The organism is Corynebacterium sp. BD556 (assembly GCF_038452275.1).
In the GTDB taxonomy this organism is placed as follows: domain Bacteria; phylum Actinomycetota; class Actinomycetes; order Mycobacteriales; family Mycobacteriaceae; genus Corynebacterium; species Corynebacterium mayonis.
Genome location: NZ_CP141643.1, coordinates 1,554,252 through 1,579,649 on the forward strand (window position 1 = coordinate 1,554,252; position 25,398 = coordinate 1,579,649).

13 protein-coding genes and 2 pseudogenes are annotated in these 25,398 nt (G+C 55.8%); 6 read left to right on the forward strand and 9 right to left on the reverse strand.

Features of this window, described 5'->3' with window-relative positions:
• Positions 1–106: 106 nt before the first annotated feature.
• Complete coding sequence (locus VLL26_RS07315) at positions 107–3,520, reverse strand: YPDG domain-containing protein (RefSeq protein WP_342318461.1); 3,414 nt, start codon at positions 3,518–3,520, stop codon at positions 107–109.
• Positions 3,521–3,625: 105 nt separating this feature from the next.
• Positions 3,626–4,975 (reverse strand): IS256 family transposase, encoded by a 1,350-nt coding sequence (locus VLL26_RS07320; protein WP_342318462.1) that lies wholly within the window; start codon positions 4,973–4,975, stop codon positions 3,626–3,628.
• 394 nt (positions 4,976–5,369) lie between these two features.
• Here VLL26_RS07320 and istA point away from each other — a divergent pair, with 394 nt between their 5' ends.
• From istA to VLL26_RS07335, 3 genes are all read left to right on the forward strand, one after another.
• Positions 5,370–6,572, forward strand: coding sequence for an IS21 family transposase (gene istA / locus VLL26_RS07325; protein WP_342318463.1), 1,203 nt, complete (start codon positions 5,370–5,372; stop codon positions 6,570–6,572).
• A 43-nt stretch (positions 6,573–6,615) separates the two neighbouring features.
• Positions 6,616–7,302 (forward strand): IS21-like element helper ATPase IstB, encoded by a 687-nt coding sequence (gene istB, locus VLL26_RS07330; protein ID WP_342318464.1) that lies wholly within the window; start codon positions 6,616–6,618, stop codon positions 7,300–7,302.
• A gap of 47 nt (positions 7,303–7,349) precedes the next feature.
• Positions 7,350–8,584 (forward strand): IS3 family transposase gene (locus VLL26_RS07335; RefSeq protein ID WP_342318465.1). Its coding sequence is split into 2 segments (ribosomal slippage): positions 7,350–7,638 and positions 7,638–8,584, totalling 1,236 coding nucleotides; the frame shifts between segments, so codons are not numbered across the junction.
• A 177-nt stretch (positions 8,585–8,761) separates the two neighbouring features.
• Here VLL26_RS07335 and VLL26_RS07340 read toward each other — a convergent pair.
• Positions 8,762–9,523, reverse strand: a pseudogene (locus tag VLL26_RS07340) (IS3 family transposase); the annotation flags it as partial.
• A 71-nt stretch (positions 9,524–9,594) separates the two neighbouring features.
• Between VLL26_RS07340 and VLL26_RS07345 the strand changes: the two are divergent.
• Positions 9,595–10,835 (forward strand): IS3 family transposase gene (locus VLL26_RS07345; RefSeq protein ID WP_342318286.1). Its coding sequence is split into 2 segments (ribosomal slippage): positions 9,595–9,922 and positions 9,922–10,835, totalling 1,242 coding nucleotides; the frame shifts between segments, so codons are not numbered across the junction.
• Positions 10,836–10,866: 31 nt separating this feature from the next.
• Here VLL26_RS07345 and VLL26_RS07350 read toward each other — a convergent pair.
• The 6 genes and pseudogenes from VLL26_RS07350 to VLL26_RS07375 all read right to left on the reverse strand — a co-directional run.
• Positions 10,867–11,348, reverse strand: a pseudogene (locus tag VLL26_RS07350) (transposase); the annotation flags it as partial.
• A gap of 513 nt (positions 11,349–11,861) precedes the next feature.
• A complete protein-coding gene (locus tag VLL26_RS07355) occupies positions 11,862–17,033 on the reverse strand; it encodes a YPDG domain-containing protein (RefSeq protein ID WP_342318466.1) in 5,172 nt (1,723 codons plus the stop codon).
• Positions 17,034–17,482: 449 nt separating this feature from the next.
• Positions 17,483–17,809 (reverse strand): hypothetical protein, encoded by a 327-nt coding sequence (locus VLL26_RS07360; RefSeq protein ID WP_342318467.1) that lies wholly within the window; start codon positions 17,807–17,809, stop codon positions 17,483–17,485.
• A 315-nt stretch (positions 17,810–18,124) separates the two neighbouring features.
• Positions 18,125–21,127, reverse strand: a complete 3,003-nt coding sequence (locus VLL26_RS07365) for a YPDG domain-containing protein (RefSeq protein ID WP_342318468.1) — start codon at positions 21,125–21,127, stop codon at positions 18,125–18,127.
• Between the two features lie 298 nt (positions 21,128–21,425).
• Positions 21,426–22,511 carry an ATP-grasp domain-containing protein gene (locus tag VLL26_RS07370; RefSeq protein WP_342318469.1) on the reverse strand — a complete coding sequence of 362 codons (1,086 nt, stop codon included), beginning with the start codon at positions 22,509–22,511 and terminating at the stop codon, positions 21,426–21,428.
• Between the two features lie 72 nt (positions 22,512–22,583).
• Positions 22,584–23,873, reverse strand: coding sequence for an adenylosuccinate synthase (locus tag VLL26_RS07375; RefSeq protein WP_342318470.1), 1,290 nt, complete (start codon positions 23,871–23,873; stop codon positions 22,584–22,586).
• Between the two features lie 50 nt (positions 23,874–23,923).
• On the opposite strand from VLL26_RS07375, the gene VLL26_RS07380 reads away from it, so the two are divergent.
• On the forward strand, positions 23,924–24,871 hold the full coding sequence (locus VLL26_RS07380; RefSeq protein WP_342318471.1) for a hypothetical protein: 948 nt from the start codon (positions 23,924–23,926) through the stop codon (positions 24,869–24,871).
• 143 nt (positions 24,872–25,014) lie between these two features.
• Entirely contained in the window at positions 25,015–25,383 is a 369-nt protein-coding gene (locus VLL26_RS07385; RefSeq protein WP_342318472.1) for a PRC-barrel domain-containing protein, read from the forward strand.
• Positions 25,384–25,398 lie beyond the last annotated feature (15 nt).

Consider the following 25,398-nt stretch of genomic DNA (forward strand, 5'->3'; position numbering starts at 1 on the left):
AAAGCGCTTAGACCCCGCCTTCCTGTCGAAGGCGGGGTCTAAGCGCTTTAGGTTGAAAAGCTACTGCCTTTCAACACTGGCTCCTCATTCCAACCGGAATCAGTCCCTAGGAAGATCCCAACGAGGAAGAACCACCGTTGGTATTACCCTCACCAGACCCCAAGTTGTTCTCAGAGGAAATCTTATCAATCCCCTCCTGCGAAGAACCACCAATCACATCCAAGGACGATCCAGCCTGCTGATTATTATCCGAAGAACCAAGACCACCCGGAGTACACGCATCCGCGATAACGAGGCCAACAAGCACCACAGCACTGATCGCCGCGAGGCTACCAATCGCCTGCGAAAGGTTCAGACCAAACTTACGCAACTCGTTGTCGATCTGCTCAGCCTGCGCAGCAAGAGCCGGATCAAACAGACCCAAACGCTGCTGAATCATCGCGTTGAAATCCGCAAGCTGCGAGTTGATCTGATCCGTGATCGGGGCCAGACCCGGAATCTGCATCTCCGAAGCAATCGCAAGCGGAATCAAGCCCAGCAACGGAAGACCAAAACCAAGGCTCGTAGCGATACAACGGCCAAGCTGATCCTCATCCAAGCTAGAGCCCTTAGTCGGCTCAACGATCGTCACGGTAACCGTGTCAATGACCTTATCGTCTTTGTCCCTGACCACAATGACAATCTTGTCGCCCGGCTTAGCACCCTGTGACGGAGTGACAACCAAGCTGCCATTGCCGTCAAGCACAGCCGTACCCGGACCAGTGGTCACAACAGTCGTTCCTTCCGGAACCTTACCGCCCACGTTCGGAATCGTCACCGGCTGATCCGGAGTAGTGGAAGTGTCATTCCAATTCGGGTCCTGCGCAGGTGCAACGATCGTCACCGTAACCGTGTCGATGATCTTATCGTCATTGCCCCTAACCACAATGACAATCTTGTCGCCCGGCTTAGCAGCCCCCGACGGAGTGACAACCAAGCTGCCATTGCCGTCAAGCACAGCCGTACCCGGACCAGTGGCCACAACAGTCGTTCCTTCCGGAACCTTACCGCCCACGTTCGGAATCGTCACCGGCCGATCCGGAGTAGTGGAAGTGTCATTCCAATCCGGAGCCTGCGCAGGCTCAACGATCGTCACGGTAACCGTGTCAATGACCTTATCGTCATTGTCCCTAACCACAATGACAATCTTGTCGCCCGGCTTAGCACCCTGTGACGGAGTGACAACCAAGCTGCCATTGCCGTCAAGCACAGCCGTACCCGGACCAGTGGTCACAGTAGTCGTTCCTTCCGGAACCTTACCGCCCACGTTCGGAATCGTCACCGGCCGATCCGGAGTAGTGGAAGTGTCATTCCAATCCGGAGCCTGCGCAGGTGCAACGATCGTCACGGTAACCGTGTCGAGCTCCCTGCCGTTCTTGTTGTTAACCACAATGACAATCTTGTCGCCCGGCTTAGCCTCCCCCGACGGAGTGACAACCAAGCTGCCATCTCCCTCTAGGCGTGCACTGCCCGGACCAGTGGTCGCAACAGTCGAGCCTTCCGGAACCTTAGCGCCCACGTTCGGAAGCGTCACCGGCCGATCCGGGGTAGTGGAAGTGTCCTCCCAATTCGGCTTGCCAGGAACACTATCCGGATCCTTCGGGTTCGAACCCGCATCGATTTCTTCGCCGTCCGGGTAGCCATCATTGTCATCGTCCGGATCCGTGACATCAGGGTCACCATCACCATCAGTATCCAACTGGAACGGCGCATCAGTGTTATCCACCGAATTATCCGAATACGTCACCACAACCGGAACATCGAACTGCTCAATGGTGTCCTTATCCAAAGACTGCGGAGCCATCACCGTGATCACACCGGTGTTCTCATCAATCTCAACGGAATAACCCGCCGGCTTGACATAGCCTTGCTTGATGGCGTACTTCGCACCTTGAGGCGCTGCAACATCATTACCGGCCTTGTTCTTAAACTTCGGCGCCGAGGTTGCAGGCGTACCCGGAACAACAAGCGTCAAATCATACGTCGGGTCGTAGTACGCAGACTGGTCCGGATCCTTCGGGTTCGTACCCGCATCAATCTCGTCCCCATCCGGAACACCATCATTGTCATCATCCGGATCCGTGACATCAGGGTCACCATCACCATCAGTATCCAACTGGAACGGCGCATCAGTGTTATCCACCGAATTATCCGAATACGTCACCACAACCGGAACATCGAACTGCTCAATGGTGTCCTTATCCAAAGACTGCGGAGCCATCACCGTGATCACACCGGTGTTCTCATCAATCTCAACGGAATAACCCGCCGGCTTGACATAGCCTTCCTTGATGGCGTACTTCGCACCTTCAGGCGCTGCAACATCATTACCGGCCTTGTTCTTAAACTTCGGCGCCGAGGTTGCAGGCGTACCCGGAACAACAAGCGTCAAATCATACGTCGGGTCGTAGTACGCAGACTGGTCCGGATCCTTCGGGTTCGTACCCGCATCAATCTCGTCCCCATCCGGAACACCATCATTGTCATCATCCGGATCCGTGACATCTGGGTCATCATCACCATCAGTATCCAACTGGAACGGCGCATCAGTGTTATCCACCGAATTATCCGAATACGTCACCACAACCGGAACATCGAACTGCTCAATGGTGTCCTTATCCAAAGACTGCGGAGCCATCACCGTGATCACACCGGTGTTCTCATCAATCTCAACGGAATAACCCGCCGGCTTGACATAGTCTTGCTTGATGGCGTACTTCGTCCCCGCAGGCGGAACGATGTCATTGCCAACAGCATCCTTGCCGTAATTCGGCGCCGAGGTTGCAGGCCTACCCGGAACAACGCGCGTCAAATCATACTTCGGGTCGAAAGTTTTGTTCATCGGCTCATTCGCCACGATAAGCGAATCCGCCGCCAAGGGGGCATCCCCGTAGTACAACGTGGCGCGAATAATCTCACCAGGCTGAGCATTATTCGGAATCGTCAAGGTGCATTCATTCGCCTGGGCGAGAGTGGTGATGTTTTCACACACCTTCAGCTCAGCACCCGCAGAGTTCGTCCACACAATACGGTTAGTAGCCTCACCTGCAGACGGCGGCAAAATACCCGTGACATCAATAAGCGCGGTCTGCCCAGGGTGAGCCGGACGATCAGTGGTATTGAAGTTCGTAATCCGCAAATCAACATCCGCGTACGGAATGATAGCGAAGTTCAGGTTGTACCACATCGGGTTGGCAACAAGGTTTGCCGCCGGAACAGTCTGCGGCGTAACCCCCAACTTATCGTTCGGCCGGACATACAACTGCTCAATAAACGGCGAGTACGTCTTGACAATCCTTCCTTCAGGATCGCGCACGAAACCGAACATGTAGCTCTTGGTCTCATTCGTGAAGGTTGCCTCATTGAAGCGAACAGCGTAGTAGCCATCCCCCGTGGTCTTAGTCGAAACTGTCTCAGCGATATACTCCGGATGATCAGTCAACAGTTCGCGAGCAGCCGCTTGCTGGTTCGGAATGGGCAAGGATTCCACCCTTGCCGCATACTCCGCAATACCCTGCGGCGTCAGATACGAAAGAACAACCTCGTAGTTCGAGAGTGTCCGATAGTTTGTGTGCGGGGGTTTGGTTTACAAGTACTCCGCGAATCGGTTGGGGTATGCCACAGCTAGTTGGTTGATGGCTTGCTTCCAGCCATTGGCCTTTGCTCCTTCAACATACCCGTTGCACTCAACGGCGCGCTTGGCTTGCTTCGCGCGTTTGGCAGCGCGTTTGTCTTCGATGTTGCAAATCATCAGCCAAAGCGTCTTCACAGCCGCTGTATCGTTCGGGAACTGGCCCCGATTCCGGGTAGCTTTGCGCAGCTCAGCGTTAAGTGACTCGATCGAATTCGTGGTGTACAACACCTTGCGCGCTGCTGGCGGGAACTGCAAAAACGGCACGAACCGTTCCCACGCATCACGCCACACCTTCACCGACTGCGGGTATTTCTGGCCAAGCTCAGAGGTTTCGAACGCATCTAAGCTGGCACGGGCGGTATCTTCGTTTGCGGCCGTGTAGATCGCACGTAACGCGCTGGAGACAGCTTTTCGGTCCTGATAGGACACCCACCGGTTCGCCGCCCGGATCAGGTGCACGATGCAGGTCTGCACCATCGAATTCGGCCAGGTCGCCTCCACGGCTTCCGCTAAGCCTTTAAGCCCATCACAGCAGACGATGAAGACATCCTGGACGCCACGGTTGGCCAGATCTGCGCACACCGATGCCCACAAGGCGGCGCCTTCATTATCAGCAATCCACAAACCCAGGATGCGCTTGATACCGTCGATGTCGATGCCCACCGCCATGTAGCACGCCTTGTTGACTACACGGTGGCCATCGCGGATCTTCACGCGTAGCGCATCAAGGAAGATTACTGGGTAAAACTCGTCGAGCTGACGGTTCTGCCAGATCATGACCTCGTCTAAGACTGCATCGGTAATGGTGCTGATCGTATCCGGGCTCATATCCACCCCCAGGGTGGACCCAAGATGGTGCTGAATATCACGCACTGTCATCCCACCGGCGTACAGCGAGATGATCATGTCATCGAGCTCTGTCAGCCGGCGTGCGCCCTTGGGCACCATCTGGGGCGTAAACGTGCCGCAACGATCCCTGGGTACAGTCACTTCCAACGTGCCGTAACCAGAGTTAACCGTCTTGGTGTACGACCCGTTGCGGTGGTTACCACCCTGTGTTGGTTCAACCTGGGCCTTCATCTTCCGGTCGGAATGACGGTAGCCCAAATGGGCATCCATTTCCGCCTGCAGACCAGCGTTAATCGACGCCTGCAACAGACCTTTGACCAGGTCACTGGCGTCACCGGTGGACGTCGACAACTCGCCAATCAGCTTGGCGAGCTCAGGATTTTCCATCAGCTTCTCGCTGATCTCGTTGATCTTGTCCTGGTCATGGTTTTTCTTCGTTGTCACCGTTGTCATTATCGGTGAAACTCCTTCTGTATCAGAGCCTCACACACAAACTTCCTGACACCCTCTCTCAAGTTCTCTACCATCGTAAAATGGTCACCGCCTCATCTTCAGATTCGCTCATCCAGCGAATCTTCGACATGATTTATCTTTGATATTTCCTATATTTCCGACTCAAAACCCCTTCTCAGGCCAGCATTCGCTGAGCTGCTATCGGATCTAACGCGCAAGGTACGGCGAATTTCAATCAAACCTTTGCATTTGCTTCGGCAAAGCACGATTGAGACCGGAGCTCTTACACGACGGAGCACAGCAGCTATCGAAATCACTACTTGCTGTCAGCGCTCTTTGAAAAGTAGCCCAAAACGCTCCTCGAAAAGTAGCCCACCCGGAAAAGATTGGATGGGTGATTTCATTGGAGGAATGGGCGCAGATCCGGTACCTGCGTGGGCAGGGTCTGTCATTGAGGAAGATCGCGGCCGAAGTGGGCTGTGCGAAGAAGACGGTGGAGAAGGCTTTGGCTTCAGATTCGCCGCCTTGTTACAAGCCACGGGATGCCAAAGGCACGAGTTTCGATCCGTTTGAACCGCAGGTCAGGGAACTTCTCACGGAAACACCGCAGCTTAATGCCAAGGTGTTGGCTCAGCGAGTGGGCTGGACAGGCTCGGATTCATGGTTTCGCAAACACGTTGCCAGGATCCGGACTGAGTATATGCCCGCCGACCCAGTCGATACCCTTACTCACGCCCCGGGGCGTGAGATCCAATGTGATCTCACTTTTGCACCGGGTGGACTACCTGATGCTGATGGGGTCTACCGCGCGTTGCCGGTGTTGGTGATGGCAGCCTCGCATTCTCGTTTCGCTGCGGCGTGTGTGCTTCCCTCGCGCACGACTGATGACTTGATCGCCGGGATGTGGCAGTTGATAACACGTGATTTCCAAGCGGTACCAGATCGGCTCGTGTGGGATCACGAGTCCGGGATTGGCAAGGCGAAGCTGTGCGAGCCTGTTGCCGCATTCGGCGGGGCGCTGTGCTGCAGAATCGTTCAGACCCCACCGCGGGACCCGGAATCTAAAGGCATCGTCGAGCGCACCAACGGGTACATGAAGCGTTCCTTCTTCCCCGGGCGCCGGTTCAGCGACCCGGTGGATGTGCAAGCCCAACTTGATGAGTGGTTCACCACAATCGCCAACGCACGCGTTCACACCACGTTGAAGGCCACACCGGCGGACTTGTTTGCAGCTGATCAGCGGGCGATGCGCCCCTTGCCACCGTATCCGCCGGTGTTCGGTGTCAGGCCCGCGGTGCGCCTGCCGCGAAACTACTACGTCACCGTTGACACCAACCAGTACAGCGTGGATCCGACATTCATTGACCGACTAGTCACTGTGCGCAGCACGCTTGATGAAATCGCCGTGACCGGGCCACACGGTGAACCCGCCGCGGTGCACCCGCGCCACTGGGGCCAGCACAAGGTCATCACCGACCCCGCCCACGCCCAAACTGCCCGCGCCATGCGCCGCGACCTAGCTACGGCGGGCGAGAGATTCCAGCCAGATACCGCTGTTGACATCGCTGACCTATCCATCTACGACCACATCGCCTAACACGGCCTCAACGCCCCACAAACTTCAAGGAGAGCTCTTTCCTATGACCCGCACCAGCGCCCACGACACCGCGGCGGCAATTAGTCACCTCGCACGGGAGTTGAAAGCCCCACGCATCGACAACGTCTACTCAACCATCGCCAATCAAGCACGTAGCCAATCCTGGACATTCGAGGAGTACCTCGCCGCCGTGCTATCTGTCGAAGCGACCGCCCGCGCGGAATCCGGAGCATCATTACGCGTCAAACGCGCCGGCTTTCCGGCCGTGAAAACCATCGCCGACTTCGACTTCACCGCACAACCCAGTATTGACCGCACTGAAATCGCACGCCTTGAAACCGGGGCCTGGGTCGCCACAGCTGAAAACGTCGTCCTGCTCGGCCCACCCGGAACCGGCAAAACCCACCTCGCCACCGCACTTGGCATCACAGCAGCGCAGCAAGGCTATCGCGTCCTCTTCGACACCGCCGCCGGGTGGGTAAACACCCTCACCGAAGCCCACAACACCGGCAAACTCGAAACGCTGCTGAAACGATTAAACCGCTACCACCTGCTCATCATCGACGAACTCGGCTACATTCCCGTCGAAGCTGACGCGGCGAACCTGTTTTTTCAACTCGTCTCCAGACGCTACGAACACGGCTCCATCATCGTGACCTCAAACCTAGCGTTTTCCCAATGGGCGCAATGCTTCGGCGACATCACAGTAGCCACCGCCATGGTCGACTGAAGTGCCCCAGGTTTTGTTCCGTTTGAGTAGATGGGAAAATCTGGAACATGCCGAGGAAATTTGACCAGGATGCGAAGGACCGCGTTGTCCGTCTCGTTGAAGACCGTATCGTGGCGGAAAATCTTTCGATGCAAGACGCATGTCAGGCTGTCGCACCCAAACTGGGTGTCTCGTGGCACACAGCCCGACAGTGGACGCAGGCTGCTCGCCGCGACGGACGAGTCCCTGATCATTTGCCTGAAGACTTGGCTGCTGAAAACGCCAGGCTACGGCGCGAAGTTCAGGAGCTACGTGACACCAACGAGCTGTTGAAAGCTGCCTCGGCTTTTTTCGCATCGGAACTCGGCCCAACACGTCGGAAATGATCCGGTTCGTCGACGACTATCGGGATCGTTTCACGGTCGAGTTCATCTGTGCGACGTTGAAGAATAATCGTGAAGGTGGCTTCATTACCTCGCGTGGTTACAGGCAGTCGAAAGCCCGGGGCTTAAGTGCCCGCGCACTTCGTGACGCAGCTGTCATGGAGCATGTTCGCCAGGTTCACGCAAACAATTACGGCGTTTACGGCGTGCGGAAAATGTGGCGTGCCCTTCGACGTGAAGGCATTCATATCGGCCGCGAGCAGACCGCCCGCCTGATGCGCCTGGCCGGTCTGTCCGGCAAAGGCAAAGGAGGTGCACCTCGCACGACCCGCAAGCCGAAGGGGCCGGATGTGCGACCTGATCTGGTCAATCGTGAATTCAGAGCGCCAAGCCCCAACCGACTGTGGGTGGCTGACATCACCTATGTGCGCACGCGGAAAGGCTTCGTCTACACCGCATTTGTCACTGATGTGTATTCCCGCAGGATTGTCGGGTGGGCGTTGTCAGACTCGATGCGTACCGAGGCGTTGCCTCTGCAGGCGCTGAACCAAGCGATTGTGTGTGCGAAGAAAACCGAAGGTCTAGTTCACCATTCGGACCACGGCTCGCAATACGTCAGCATCATCTACAACGAGCGTCTGACTGAGCACGGGATCGCTGCGTCTACTGGGACGGTCGGTGACTCCTACGACAATGCTCTGGCTGAAAACGTTAACGGTTCCTACAAGAATGAACTCATTCAAACTCGGAGGTGGGCGGACGTTGTCGAGGTGGAAATCGCGACGTTTGAATGGGTGAATTGGTGGAACGAATCACGGCTCCACCAGTCCCTAGACTACCGCACGCCGGCGGAGGTTGAATCAGAATTTTGGAGCAAAAGCTCAGCTCAGGACATAATGGAAATCAAGGCACATGCCTAGGAACAAAACCCGGGGCACTTCAGACCGCATCGTCCACCACGCCAAAATCTTTCAACACCGAGGAGTAAGCCACCGCATCAAAGGACGCGAAATACCCGCACCAACAACCCCCTCACCAACCCCACATCAGGCACAATAACAACGAGGGTCTGAACCCCGGAAAGTGGACACGGAGTTTTAATCAGATGCGGTTTTGAGTATAGCTGTTTCGGAAGATTCAAAGGCGTTCGGCGAACGATAGCCGCACCTCGAGTGCAGGCGTTTGGTGTTGTAGCGACTGCACCATTGGAACACGTCCCGGCGACACACCAGCTGACTGGCGAAAACAGGTGCATCTTGAAGGACTTCCCGTTTCAACGTGGCGTTGAACGACTCCGCCAGAGAATTATCCGCGCTGGTACCAATTGCTCCCATCGATTGGGTAACACCGAGACGTTCACATAGTCTTCGGTACCGATCAGAGGTGTATACACTGCCATGATCGGAGTGGAAAATCGCTCCGTCAAGCCCACCACGGATCCCGTAAGCCATCATCAAAGCCTCTTCAACTAACTCCGTACGCATGTGGACGGCGATCGCGAAACCGGTCAACTGCCGCGAGTAGCAGTCGATGACCGTCGCCAGGTACATATTCGACCCATCTGCAATCGGGAGGTAGGTGATATCGCCGACGTAGACCGTGTTTGGTTTCTCCGCGGTGAAACGGCGTGCGAGCAGATCCGGAAACGTCGGAGCGCGTTTCGCAGACACCGTGGTCTTTACGCGGCGTTTCTTGGTGTAGCCGAACAATTCCATCTGGCGCATCAGCCTGGCGGTGCGCTTGTGATTGAGGCGATCATCGCTGGTCGGATCCGAGTTGATGGCCGCTGTGATGCGTTTCGCCCCGTAACAGCCGTTCTCAGCTGTGAACACGGCCTTGATCCTCGCTCCCAGCGCCGCGGGACCTGACCCCTTGGTGGTGGACACGCTGAAACCAGCATTTCGCTGGGGAAGTGAGGTACCTTTCCACCATGCCACGCAAGACCTACACCGAGCAGTTCAAGCGTGACGCAGTGACGTTGTACGAGTCGACCCCTGGAGCCACGATCAACGCGATCGCCTCCGATCTCGGGGTCAACCGCAACTCCCTGCGCACCTGGCTCGACGCCTTCGGCACCGGCACCAAAACCAACGCCAACGGTGAAAAAGTCGCCAGCCCGATCGCCGCAGCCAACAGCGAACGTACTCCTGCTCAAGGACTCTCCGATGCCGAACGCATCCGCATGCTGGAACGCGAAAACGCCACGCTACGGGAAGAACGAGAGATCCTGCGCAAGGCGGCCAAATATTTCGCGGAAGAGACGAACTGGTGAACCGCTTTCAGTTCGTTGATGACTACCGAGACTTCTACGAGGTCAAGCGGTTATGTGAGGTCCTGAAGATCAACCGGTCCTCCTACTACAAGTGGAAATCTGCTGCTCCTGCCCGCCGGCGACGCCTCGTCGCTGACGCGGCGCTGGGAGCGAGGATCAAGGCCGTGTTCACAGCTGAGAACGGCTGTTACGGGGCGAAACGCATCACAGCGGCCATCAACTCGGATCCGACCAGCGATGATCGCCTCAATCACAAGCGCACCGCCAGGCTGATGCGCCAGATGGAATTGTTCGGCTACACCAAGAAACGCCGCGTAAAGACCACGGTGTCTGCGAAACGCGCTCCGACGTTTCCGGATCTGCTCGCACGCCGTTTCACCGCGGAGAAACCAAACACGGTCTACGTCGGCGATATCACCTACCTCCCGATTGCAGATGGGTCGAATATGTACCTGGCGACGGTCATCGACTGCTACTCGCGGCAGTTGACCGGTTTCGCGATCGCCGTCCACATGCGTACGGAGTTAGTTGAAGAGGCTTTGATGATGGCTTACGGGATCCGTGGCGGGCTTGACGGAGCGATTTTCCACTCCGATCATGGCAGTGTATACACCTCTGATCGGTACCGAAGACTATGTGAACGTCTCGGTGTTACCCAATCGATGGGAGCAATTGGTACCAGCGCGGATAATTCTCTGGCGGAGTCGTTCAACGCCACGTTGAAACGGGAAGTCCTTCAAGATGCACCTGTTTTCGCCAGTCAGCTGGTGTGTCGCCGGGACGTGTTCCAATGGTGCAGTCGCTACAACACCAAACGCCTGCACTCGAGGTGCGGCTATCGTTCGCCGAACGCCTTTGAATCTTCCGAAACAGCTATACTCAAAACCGCATCTGATTAAAACTCCGTGTCCACTTTCCGGGGTTCAGACCCGCGTCAGCGACGAGGCGTCGCCGGCGGGCAGGAGCAGCAGATTTCCACTTGTAGTAGGAGGACCGGTTGATCTTCAGGACCTCACATAACCGCTTGACCTCGTAGAAGTCTCGGTGGTCATCAACGAACTGAAAGCGGTTCACCAGTTCGTCTCTTCCGCGAAATATTTGGCCGCCTTGCGCAGGATCTCTCGTTCTTCCCGTAGCGTGGCGTTTTCGCGTTCCAGCATGCGGATGCGTTCGGCATCGGAGAGTCCTTGAGCAGGAGTACGTTCGCTGTTGGCTGCGGCGATCGGGCTGGCGACTTTTTCACCGTTGGCGTTGGTTTTGGTGCCGGTGCCGAAGGCGTCGAGCCAGGTGCGCAGGGAGTTGCGGTTGACCCCGAGATCGGAGGCGATCGCGTTGATCGTGGCTCCAGGGGTCGACTCGTACAACGTCACTGCGTCACGCTTGAACTGCTCGGTGTAGGTCTTGCGTGGCATGGTGGAAAGGTACCTCACTTCCCCAGCGAAATGCTGGTTTCAGCGTGTCCACCACCAAGGGGTCAGGTCCCGACCACACTGGGCTACATTTCAAAGAGCGCCAGTGGGCTACATTTCGAAGAGCGCTCACACTTGCAGTGCCCACCTATTGTTCGATGTATCTCATTGACGTCGTCATACTGAAGTTGCATCCAAGCAGCTACTTCCCCATGTGTTTGTTTAAGCATTGCAAAAAGACGAGGGGCGTGCCAACTATCTATCTCCAAGGTCACCATTAGTCGGATGAATGGGCCGATAGAACTAGCGAAAACAAGTGGTAGCCTGAACCTTTTTAGTGGCACACCTACAACGGACAAAAATTATGCAGCTCAACCCCAACTTGCGCGTTAAAAGCGCTTAGACCCCGCCTTCCTGTCGAAGGCGGGGTCTAAGCGCTTTAGGTTGAAAAGCTACTGCCTTTCAACACTGACTCCTCATGCCAACCGGAATCAGTATTCCAACCGGAATCAGTCCCTAGGAAGATCCCAACGAGGAAGAACCACCGTTGGTATTACCCTCACCAGACCCCAAGTTGTTCTCAGAGGAAATCTTATCAATCCCCTCCAAGGACGATCCAGCCTGCTGATTATTATCCGAAGAACCAAGACCACCCGGAGTACACGCATCCGCGATAACGAGGCCAACAAGCACCACGGCACTGATCGCCGCGAGGCTACCAGCCACCTGCGAAAGGTTCAGACCAAACTTACGCAACTCCATGTCGATCTGCTCAGCCTGCGCAGCAAGAGCCGGATCAAACAGACCCAAACGCTGCTGAATCATCGCGTTGAAATCCGCAAGCTGCGAGTTGACCTGATCCACGATCGGGGCCAGACCCGGAATCTGCATCTCCGAAGCAATCGCAAGCGGAATCAAGCCCAGCAACGGAAGACCAAAACCAAGGCTCGTAGCGATACAACGGCCAAGCTGATCCTCATTCAAGCTAGAGCCCTTAGTCGGCTCAACGATCGTCACGGTAACCGTGTCAATGACCTTATCGTCATTGTCCCTAACCACAATGACAATCTTGTCGCCCGGCCGAGCGTCCTGTGACGGAGTGACAACCAAGCTGCCATTGCCGTCAAGCACAGCCGTACCCGGACCAGTGGTCACAACAGTCGTTCCTTCCGGAACCTTACCGCCCACGTTCGGAATCGTCACCGGCCGATCCGGAGTAGTGGAAGTGTCATTCCAATCCGGAGCCTGCACAGGCTCAACGATCGTCACGGTAACCGTGTCAATGACCTTATCGTCATTGTCCCTAACCACAATGACAATCTTGTCGCCCGGCTTAGCACCCTGTGACGGAGTGACAACCAAGCTGCCATTGCCGTCAAGCACAGCCGTACCCGGACCAGTGGTCACAACAGTCGTTCCTTCCGGAACCTTACCGCCCACGTTCGGAATCGTCACCGGCCGATCCGGAGTAGTGGAAGTGTCATTCCAATCCGGAGCCTGCGCAGGTGCAACGATCGTCACGGTAACCGTGTCGAGCTCCCTGCCGTTCTTGTTGTTAACCACAACGACAATCTTGTCGCCCGGCTTAGCCTCCCCCGACGGAGTGACAACCAAGCTGCCATCTCCCTCTAGGCGTGCACTGCCCGGACCAGTGGTCGCAACAGTCGAGCCTTCCGGAACCTTAGCGCCCACGTTCGGAAGCGTCACCGGCTGATCCGGAGTAGTGGAAGTGTCATTCCAATTCGGCTTGCCAGGAACACTATCCGGATCCTTCGGGTTCGAACCCGCATCGATTTCTTCGCCGTCCGGGTAGCCATCATTGTCATCATCCGGATCCGTGACATCCGGGTCACCATCACCATCAGTATCCAACTGGAACGGCGCCTCAGTATTATCCACCGAATTATCCGAATACGTCACCACAACCGGAACATCGAACTGCTCAATGGTGTCCTTATCCAAAGACTGCGGAGCCATCACCGTGATCACACCGGTGTTCTCATCAATCTCAACGGAATAACCCGCTGGCTTGACATAGTCTTGCTTGATGGCGTACTTCGCACCTTGAGGCGCTGCAACATCTTTACCGGCCTTGTTCTTAAACTTCGGCGCCGAGGTTGCAGGCTTACCCGGAACAACAAGCGTCAAATCATACGTCGGGTCGTAGTACGCAGACTGGTCCGGATCCTTCGGGTTCGTACCCGCATCAATCTCGTCCCCATCCGGAACACCATCATTGTCATCATCCGGATCCGTGACATCAGGGTCACCATCACCATCAGTATCCAACTGGAACGGCGCATCAGTGTTATCCACCGAATTATCCGAATACGTCACCACAACCGGAACATCGAACTGCTCAATGGTGTCCTTATCCAAAGACTCCGGAGCCATCACCGTGATCACACCGGTGTTCTCATCAATCTCAACGGAATAACCCGCCGGCTTGACATAGCCTTCCTTGATGGCGTACTTCGCACCTTGAGGCGCTGCAACATCATTACCGGCATTGTCCTTAAACTTCGGCGCCGAGGTTGCAGGCTTACCCGGAACAACAAGCGTCAAATCATACGTCGGGTCGTAGTACGCAGACTGCTCCGGATCCTGCGCAGGTGCAACGATCGTCACGGTAACCGTGTCGAGCTCCCTGCCGTTCTTGTTGTTAACCACAATGACAATCTTGTCGCCCGGCTTAGCCTCCCCAGACGGAGTGACAACCAAGCTGCCATCTCCCTCTAGGCGTGCACTGCCCGGACCAGTGGTCGCAACAGTCGAGCCTTCCGGAACCTTAGCGCCCACGTTCGGAAGCGTCACCGGCCGATCCGGGGTAGTGGAAGTGTCCTCCCAATTCGGCTTGCCAGGAACACTATCCGGATCCTTCGGGTTCGAACCCGCATCGATTTCTTCGCCGTCCGGGTAGCCATCATTGTCATCGTCCGGATCCGTGACATCAGGGTCACCATCACCATCAGTATCCAACTGGAACGGCGCATCAGTGTTATCCACCGAATTATCCGAATACGTCACCACAACCGGAACATCGAACTGCTCAATGGTGTCCTTATCCAAAGACTGCGGAGCCATCACCGTGATCACACCGGTGTTCTCATCAATCTCAACGGAATAACCCGCCGGCTTGACATAGTCTTGCTTGATGGCGTACTTCGCACCTTGAGGCGCTGCAACATCTTTACCGGCCTTGTTCTTAAACTTCGGCGCCGAGGTTGCAGGCGTACCCGGAACAACAAGCGTCAAATCATACGTCGGGTCGTAGTACGCAGACTGGTCCGGATCCTTCGGGTTCGTACCCGCATCAATCTCGTCCCCATCCGGAACACCATCATTGTCATCATCCGGATCCGTGACATCAGGGTCACCATCACCATCAGTATCCAACTGGAACGGCGCATCAGTGTTATCCACCGAATTATCCGAATACGTCACCACAACCGGAACATCGAACTGCTCAATGGTGTCCTTATCCAAAGACTCCGGAGCCGTCACCGTGATCACACCGGTGTTCTCATCAATCTCAACGGAATAACCCGCCGGCTTGACATAGTCTTGCTTGATGGCGTACTTCGCACCTTGAGGCGCTGCAACATCTTTACCGGCCTTGTTCTTAAACTTCGGCGCCGAGGTTGCAGGCGTACCCGGAACAACAAGCGTCAAATCATACGTCGGGTCGTAGTACGCAGACTGGTCCGGATCCTTCGGGTTCGTACCCGCATCAATCTCGTCCCCATCCGGAACACCATCATTGTCATCATCCGGATCCGTGACATCCGGGTCATCATCACCATCAGTATCCAACTGGAACGGCGCATCAGTGTTATCCACCGAATTATCCGGATACGTCACCACAACCGGAACATCGAACTGCTCAATGGTGTCCTTATCCAAAGACTCCGGAGCCGTCACCGTGATCACACCGGTGTTCTCATCAATCTCAACGGAATAACCCGCCGGCTTGACATAGTCTTGCTTGATGGCGTACTTCGTCCCCGCAGGCGGAACGATGTCATTGCCAACAGCATCCCTGCCGTAATTCGGCGCCGAGGTTGCAGGCGTACCCGGAACAACGCGCGTCAAATCATACTTCGGGTCGAAAGTTTTGTTCATCGGCTCATTCGCCACGATAAGCGAATCCGCCGCCAAGGGGGCATCCCCGTAGTACAACGTGGCGCGAATAATCTCACCAGGCTGAGCATTATTCGGAATCGTCAAGGTGCATTCATTCGCCTGGGCGAGAGTGGTGATGTTTTCACACACCTTCAGCTCAGCACCCGCAGAGTTCGTCCACACAATACGGTTAGTAGCCTCACCTGCAGACGGCGGCAAAATACCCGTGACATCAATAAGCGCGGTCTGCCCAGGGTGAGCCGGACGATCAGTGGTATTGAAGTTCGTAATCCGCAAATCAACATCCGCGTACGGAATGATAGCGAAGTTCAGGTTGTACCACATCGGGTCGGCAACAAGGTTTGCCGCCGGAACAGTCTGCGGCGTAACCCCCAACTTATCGTTCGGCCGGACATACAACTGCTCAATAAACGGCGAGTACGTCTTGACAATCTTTCCTTCAGGATCGCGCACGAAACCGAACATGTAGTTCTTGGTCTCATCCGTGAAAGTTGTCTCATCGAAGCGGACAGCGTAGTAGCCATCCCCATTAGTCTCGGTTGAAACTGTCTCAGCGATATACTCTGGATGATCAGTCAGCAGTTCGCGAGCAGCCGCTTGCTGGTTCGGAATGGGCAAGGTTTCCACCTTTGCCGCATACTCCGCAATACCCTGCGGCGTCAGATACGAAAGAACAACCTCGTAGTTCGGAGCTGCAGCGTCCCTTCCGGTCTTGCTAGGCCCATCAATGCGAATATCGCGGGTATCCAACCACACAAAACCTGAAGTCGTCCCCTTCGCATTCAGGTTCACCGCAACATTAGACAAATTCCGAGTCTCAGTATCATACTTCCACTCCGATTCCGGCTTGTGCATGTAGCTAGAAACATTAGCCGGCGTCATGAAAACAGCAGTCCGCTGCATATTCTTAATACCGGAACCACCCTTGGTCGCACCGAGCAAAGACCTAGACTCAGCATAAGAACCAGGGAAGAAACCCGGCGCCTGACGGAAAGGCTCAAGACGCACACCGTTGACAGGATCATCATAAGGATCAACCCAGATACGGAAATGCTGATCAGACTTCGCCTCGTAGATGTGCTCCCTGCCGAAGTTATCCGTCCACGGCGCCCGCAGATCAAACGCGTACGCACCAGGACCAGCCTGGCTAGTGGCAACACTCGACAAAGCGTTGGAAGTCTTCGCCGTATACAGCGGAGACACAGCACCATCCGAGTCAATCCACCGCAAGTAGACCGTCGTTCCTTCCGGAACCGGATCAGTCCACGTGGTATTCGACGTGTTCATGTCGGTGGAATCAAGAACATACGCGCGACCGGACAGCACATGCTGCTTGACCTGCATGTGACTTTCGCTAGCAACGTAACCGCTAGCGATTGCATCAGCATCGATAGTATTTTGTGCCGATGTCTGCGCTTGCGCAGCACCAACAAACCCAGCCTTGACCGGCGAGACAGTGGCCACGGCAGGGGCCACAAGAGCAAGCGACAACGCCGCTGCGGCGATTGTCGTACCCCGCCGAACTCCACTCTTTCGAGAATGCATTGAGGTTCTCCTCATTAGGATGGACGATATTAAGAACGAAGTACACAAGTCCTCAGATTTGCCTACGGAATCAAAAACATCCGCCCGCAAGTCACACAACAACCTACATTCAGCAGGAAAATTGCATACTGGATTGATTACTTCCGTAAACAAACTTAAATTAGAACCCAGTGATTGGCAAGCAAAGTGTCATTTTTTTGATAGGCGGGTCGGCTGATTCTTCAATAATTCCACGCAGCGCACAGTTACCAGGCAGGTATTTTTCATAAGTCATCGCGACACGTTAGTTGTGGATGCATTTTTTGATCAATTTCACAGAATGGTGCCATTATTTGAAGTTTCAGGCGTAATCCCATTCCCTCTATGCAGCTTTTGACCACGAAGAATCAAGTCTTTTTGGCTTTAAAGCCGGCCGAGGCCCCGACTTGTTAAGGCAATGGAGAAGTTGCTCAGGCAGCCTCAAGACCATCTTCAGTGACAACACCTACGAGCGTCGCCCCCAACTCACCAGCCCTGCGCGCCACATAAGTCTCACGCTGCTCGGAATCCGCCAAAACAAGCAAGCCAACACCCAAAGCGCTCGCCACGTCAGCATCGTAAGAAAGATCCCCCGTTCCCACAACAAGAGTTGCTGCGTCAAGCGCAATACCGAAATCCTGGGCAGTGCCCTCAAGTATCACAACGCCTTTATCCGAACGCCGCGCCAACTCATCAACATCCACCCCAGCAAAATTGCGATTTGCAAGAGTTAGAAGCACAGACTGGGAAGCTGCCATATTTCCACCTTTCGGGAGCGCCCGAATAAAGGGCATGTACCTGCCAACATTCTAGTTGTGAACACGCTGCGTTTTTGGCAGAAGAACGTTAGTCGTGTCACATCTGGCTACAAAATCCACCCAATTTGCCCCAAGTTGAACCCGTCTAACCCCAACACATCACACGAACACTGTTACAACGATTCCCCACAACCGCGCTCAGCACGCAAAAAACGCTTAGACCCCACCTTCCTATCGAAGGCGAGGTCTAAGCGCTTTAGGTTGAAAAGCTACTGCCTTTCAACACTGGCTCCTCATTCCAACCGGAATCAGTCCCTAGGAAGATCCCAACGAAGAAGAACCACCGTTGGTATTACCCTCACCAGACCCCAAGTTGTTCTCAGAGGAAATCTCATCAATCCCCTCCTGCGAAGAACCACCAATCACATCCAAGGACGATCCAGCCTGCTGATTATTATCCGAAGAGCCAAGACCACCCGGAGTACACGCATCCGCGATAACGAGGCCTGCAAGCACCACGGCACTGATCGCCGCGAGGCTACCAATCGCCTGCGAAAGGTTCAGACCAAACTTACGCAACTCGTTGTCGATCTGCTCAGCCTGCGCAGCAAGAGCCGGATCAAACAGACCCAAACGCTGCTGAATCATCGCGTTGAAATCCGCAAGCTGCGAGTTGATCTGATCCGTGATCGGGGCCAGACCCGGAATCTGCATCTCCGAAGCAATCGCAAGCGGAATCAAGCCCAGCAACGGAAGACCAAAACCAAGGCTCGTAGCGATACAACGTCCAAGCTGATCCTCATCCAAGCTAGAGCCCTTAGTCGGCTCAACGATCGTCACGGTAACCGTGTCAATGACCTTATCGTCATTGTCCCTGACCACAATGACAATCTTGTCGCCCGGCTGAGCGTCCTGTGACGGAGTGACAACCAAGCTGCCATTGCCGTCAAGCACAGCCGTACCCGGACCAGTGGTCACAGTAGTCGTTCCTTCCGGAACCTTACCGCCCACGTTCGGAATCGTCACCGGCCGATCCGGAGTAGTGGAAGTGTCATTCCAATCCGGAGCCTGCGCAGGTGCAACGATCGTCACGGTAACCGTGTCGAGCTCCCTGCCGTTCTTGTTGTTAACCACAATGACAATCTTGTCGCCCGGCCTAGCAGCCCTCGACGGAGTGACAACCAAGCTGCCATCTCCCTCTAGGCGTGCACTGCCCGGACCAGTGGTCGCAACAGTCGAGCCTTCCGGAACCTTAGCGCCCACGTTCGGAAGCGTCACCGGCCGATCCGGAGTAGTGGAAGTGTCATTCCAATTCGGCTTGCCAGGAACACTATCCGGATCCTTCGGGTTCGAACCCGCATCGATTTCTTCGCCGTCCGGGTAGCCATCATTGTCATCATCCGGATCCGTGACATCAGGGTCACCATCACCATCAGTATCCAACTGGAACGGCGCATCAGTGTTATCCACCGAATTATCCGAATACGTCACCACAACCGGAACATCGAACTGCTCAATGGTGTCCTTATCCAAAGACCGCGGAGCCATCACCGTGATCACACCGGTGTTCTCATCAATCTCAACGGAATAACCCGCCGGCTTGACATAGCCTTGCTTGATGGCGTACTTCGTCCCCGCAGGCGGAACGATGTCATTGCCAACAGCATCCCTGCCGTAATTCGGCGCCGAGGTTGCAGGCCTACCCGGAACAACGCGCGTCAAATCATACTTCGGGTCGAAAGCCTCGTTCATCCGCCCGCTCGCCACGATAAGCGAATCCGCCGCCAAGGGGGCATCCCCGTAGTACAACGTGGCGCGAATAATCTCACCAGGCTGAGCACTATTCGGAATCGTCAAGGTGCATTCATTCGCCCGGGCGAGAGTGGTGATGTTTTCACACACCTTCAGCTCAGCACCCGCAGAGTTCGTCCACACAATACGGTTAGTAGCCTCACCTGCAGACGGCGGCAAAGTACCCGTGACATCAATAAGCGCGGTCTGCCCAGGGCGAGCCGGACGATCAGTGGTATTGAAGTTCGTAATCCGCAAATCAACATCCGCGTACGGAATGATAGCGAAGTTCAGGTTGTACCACATCGGGTTGGCAACAAGGTTTGCCGCCGGAACAGTCTGCGGCGTAACCCCCAACTTATCGTTCGGCCGGACATACAACTGCTCAATAAACGGCGAGTACGTCTTGACAATCCTTCCTTCAGGATCGCGCACGAAACCGAACATGTAGCTCTTGGTCTCATTCGTGAAGGTTGCCTCATTGAAGCGAACAGCGTAGTAGCCATCCCCCGTGGTCTTAGTCGAAACTGTCTCAGCGATATACTCCGGATGATCAGTCAACAGTTCGCGAGCAGCCGCTTGCTGGTTCGGAATGGGCAAGGATTCCACCCTTGCCGCATACTCCGCAATACCCTGCGGCGTCAGATACGAAAGAACAACCTCGTAGTTCGGAGCTGCAGCATCCCTTCCGGTCTTGCTAGGCCCATCAATGCGAATATCGCGGGTATCCAACCACACAAAACCTGAAGTCGTCCCCTTCGCATTCAGGTTCACCGCAACATTAGACAAATTCCGAGTCTCAGTATCATACTTCCACTCCGATTCCGGCTTGTGCATGTAGCTAGAAACATTAGCCGGCGTCATGAAAACAGCAGTCCGCTGCATATTCTTAATACCGGAACCACCCTTGGTCGCACCGAGCAAAGACCTAGACTCAGCATAAGAACCAGGGAAGAAACCCGGCGCCTGACGGAAAGGCTCAAGACGCACACCGTTGACAGGATCATCATAAGGATCAACCCAGATACGGAAATTCTGATCAGACTTCGCCTCGTAGATGTGCTGCCTGCCGAAGTTATCCGTCCACGGCGCCCGCAGATCAAACGCGTACGCACCAGGACCAGCCTGGCTAGTGGCAACACTCGACAAAGCGTTGGAAGTCTTCGCCTTATACAGCGGAGACACAGCACCATCAGAGTCAATCCACCGCAAGTAAACCGTCGTTCCTTCCGGAACCGGATCAGTCCACGTGGTATTCGACGTGTTCATGTCGGTGGAATCAAGAACATACGCGCGACCGGACAGCACATGCTGCTTGACCTGCATGTGACTTTCGCTAGCAACGTAACCGCTAGCGATTGCATCAGCATCAATAGCATCTTGAGCCGATGTCTGCGCTTGCGCAGCACCAACAAACCCAGCCTTGACCGGCGAGACAGTGGCCACGGCAGGGGCCACAAGAGCAAGCGACAACGCCGCTGCGGCGATTGTCGTACCCCGCCGAACTCCATTCTTTCGAGAATGCATCGAGGATCTCCTCATTTAAGAGACGAATATTTCAAGAACGAAGTACACAAGTCCGCAGAATTGCCCACGGAATCAAAAACATCCGCCCGCAAGTCACACAACAACCTACATACAGCAGGAAAATTGCATACCGGATTGATAACTTCCGAACCTGAACTTAAGTTAGAACCCAGCAAATAGCAACTAAAATGTAATTTTCTTATATAAACCAGCGACCTTCTATGGCGATAATGGCAGCGAACGCGCAGCCCCTCGGCAGGCTATAGCTTCACCGAGTAAATCTCCCGCCTGAAACAAACTATGTAACGCGGCAGTAACGCAGAGCTTCTTCTGCGCGCTGGCGTGCTTCGTCGACAGTATCCGCGGTGACACGTATTACACCGATGTCATCAGCTACGGTGACTCCGGATTCGGGGATCGAGAGAACGTCGACAAGCGTGCTCGGGCTGAACTTCGATGCCGGAAGGAAGCGTGCCGCGCCCGGAGAGGTCAGCGTTGCGTCGATGGGCAAACCAAGTACCGCACGGGCATGAAGGTCGAAAGCGCTGACGCGCTGCGTCGCGCCGGTAATCATTGCCTCCAGCGTGGGATGCGGACTGACCTGCGAAAAATACACCTCGTCCCCTTCGACAAACAAGTCGATTGCGTAAGTCCCTTGCCCGCCGATAGCCCCTGAAATGCGCGCCGCAATAGAACGAGCGTTGTCCATTGCAGACTCGCTCAGCGGCGCTGGCTGCCACGCTTCGACCAGGCGACCGTTTTCGTGGCGCGTGCCAATTGGCTCGCAAAACCACGTCGAGAGTTGCCCTGTAGCTGGATCAATAGAACGAGCCGTAATGATCGTACATTCCATGTCGAAGTTGACGTAGCGTTCCACTGTCACGCGACCATCCGATTCCGGCACGTGAGCCTTGGCCCAGGCATTTTCCAGCTCCTCGGCTCCCTGCACGAAACTCTGCCCCTCACCCCCTGTGGAACGCCCCGGCTTCACCACACAGGGGAAACCCACACGAATAGCGGATTCACGCAGTTCATCAAGACTTCCCGCGAACTCATACTCCATCGTGGGAAGCCCCAATTCCTCCGCCGCAGTCCGGCGAATTCCCTCACGGTTACGAGTCATACAGCAAGCATCGACACTAGGAACCAACTCAGTACCGGTGGCTTTCACAAAATCGTTGAGCTCGGTGGGCGTGGCAAAGTCACAGACCACAGTCAACATAGGAATATCTCGCAGCGCATAGGCAGTCTCAAGCGTTCCCGTGCGTGTCTGGAGCCCGAGGCGGCGAAATGACAGCGACAGTTCATCTGCGATCGTTCCGGAACCAAGGATAAGAACCTGGTTTACTTGCGGGCGATGCACCGCATCAGATGGCCACGTCATCAGTTGATTTCCACCTCTCGCGCTTAGAGATACCCCACACCCTAGCGCAGGCGCCGGGTTCGGCCTAAGCACCTAACGATGCATAACGTCGTTTCGCACTATCGTCTGGTCGCGGCCCGGCCCGACACCAATGTAGCTGATCGGAGCGCCGGAAAGCTCCTCCAAGCGCAGCACGTAGTCCTTCGCTTTGTGCGGCAACTTTTCAAACTCGGTGATCCCAGTGATGTCTTCGTCCCAAGCAGGCATCGTCTCGTAGATTGGCTTGGCGTGATGGAACTCGGATTGGGTTAGCGGCATCTCGTCGAAGCGCTGCCCGTCGACGTCATAGGCCACGCAGATAGGGATTTCGCCGATGCCGGTGAGCACGTCGAGTTTGGTCAAGAAGTAATCGGTGAAACCGTTGACGCGGGTGGCGTAGCGGGCGATAACGGAGTCGTACCAGCCGCAGCGGCGTTTGCGTCCAGTGTTCACGCCCACCTCACCGCCTACTTCTTGGAGGTAATCTCCCCATTTGTCAAAAAGTTCCGTTGGGAACGGGCCGGCGCCAACGCGTGTTGTGTATGCCTTGATTATTCCCAAGCTCGCCGTAATCCGAGTAGGTCCGATACCGGCGCCGACGCACGCCCCGCCCGCGGTCGGATTTGATGAGGTGACAAAGGGGTAAGTGCCATGATCGACATCGAGCATGGTGGCCTGGCCACCCTCCATAAGGACGTGCTTGCCTTGGTCAAGGGCGGTGTTGAGTTCCCATTCCGCGTCGATGACCATGGGTTTTAGGCGGTCGGCGTATCCCATAAAGTAATCCATCGTTTCTTCAACGGTGATGGCCTTACGGTTGTACATTTTGACCAGCATTTGGTTTTTCACATCGAGTGCGGATTCGATCTTCTGCCGCAGGATGGACTCGTCGAAAATGTCCTGAACGCGCAGGCCGACGCGAGCAACTTTGTCGGCGTAGGTCGGGCCGATGCCGCGGCCGGTAGTGCCTATGGCCCGTTTGCCCAGGAAGCGTTCCTGGACCCGGTCAAGAGTCTGGTGGTAGGGCGCGACAAGGTGCGCGTTGCTGGAGACGCGTAGGCGTGAAGCATTGGCGCCGCGTGCCTCCAGCCCGTCGATCTCCTCGAAAAGGGCCTGGAGGTTGATTACCACTCCATTGCCTAAAATTGGGGTAGCGTTTTCGCTGAGCACTCCGGCTGGCAGCAGTTTGAGTTCGTATTTCTCACCGCCCACGACGACTGTGTGGCCTGCATTGTTGCCACCGTTGGGTTTGACTACGTAGTCGACTTTTCCGCCGAGGATATCCGTGGCTTTGCCCTTACCTTCATCGCCCCATTGGGCGCCGACGATAACGATGGCGGACATGTCTTCTCCTTGTATAGGCAGTATCGCGGGGCTATTGTAGCGTGGACGCCATGCGCCTGATTCATTGCGCGTGCGCTACGCCATTGCTTATCGACGCCGCCGCGAACCTGAACCTCCCCGCCATTCCATCCCGGGACGACCTGCGTTTCTTAGACGAAGCAGCCCGCGAGGCGCTTCCGTTTGATCCCACCCCCTCCCTCGATGAAATTGCTGCCTCCCCATCTGTGGCCCACTTGGGTGATCCGACGTTCGCCCCGCAGCAGCCCGAAAAGCGCCTGCGCGTGATCGTTTCCGGTTCGGATGCCGCCTTGAGCGCGGTGTTGGCCCGCATGATGCGCGCCGACTACCTGTGGGCGGAGGTGGCTTACATTCCTATTGACACTTCCTCCCCCGCCGCCCACGTGTGGGGCTTGTCCGGCCTGTCGCCTGCCGACCTAGAAGCGGTCGCCGTGGAGGGGCCTGTGAACCCGTCACCGTGCATCCGCACCGATCGTTCGGAGGTTGTCGCCGGCTCCGCCGTGCTGTCAAACTTCGACGCTTCCTCCGAGTACGTTGGCGAGGTGGTCGTCGATAGCAATGTGCTCATCTACCGGACAGGTGATGTAGCCTCGGCGAGCTTCTACGGCCAGTTCGGTGCGAAGCTTGTGCCCACCCGCACCGCGCCAGGCATCGCCGCCACGCGCGTGGTCACTGCGCTCAACGCGCGCGGCGCTTCTCGACGCTCCCCCGCCGAACTCCAACGCCTCGCCGACCTCCCCCTCGGTCGCTTCTTCACCCGGAGAGCCTCAGTCGCCCCAGGACTTACCGACACCACCGTCATGACCGGCCGAGCTGTTCAATCCGGCGGAATAAACATCCGCGTTACCATCGACTCCGTCACCCGACCCCGCCCCGTCGAGCGCGTGACTTTTTACCGCCACTTGAGAGACATCCAAAGCGTCACGCTTACCGAGACACCACCGGAAAGCGACGCGCCACAAGCACCCCACACCACCTAAATGCTCACGACGACAAACAGTCAACGCCTCCCAATGCGCAACCATTGAACCTACTCTAGGTTGGGCAGTGATCACTTTTCGTCCGCACGTGAAACAAGTGGGCGTCGCCAGCGAGCACACCCGCCAAGAAAGAACCCACCCCAATGGCCGACTACGCCCACATTCAAAACCTAACGCGCGCAACCGCTTACGACGTCGACGGAAACAAAATCGGTTCCGTCAAAGATGTCTACCTCGACGACACCACCGGCCAACCAGACTTCGTAACCATCAGCCACGGAATCCTCGGCATCGGGGCCCGCATCGTCCCTCTCCACGGCCACACCCTACGCGACAACGACCTACACCTCGCTTTTTCGAAGTCACGCATTGAGACAGCACCAGAACTCAGCGATAACGGCCACCTCACCACTGCCGACCAAAAAGCTTTCTACCGCCACTACGGCCTCGAGAACACACAAAACGACATGACCCCCGAAACCAACCGCGACAATGACGGCACACCCCTTTAATGACGCGGGCATTAC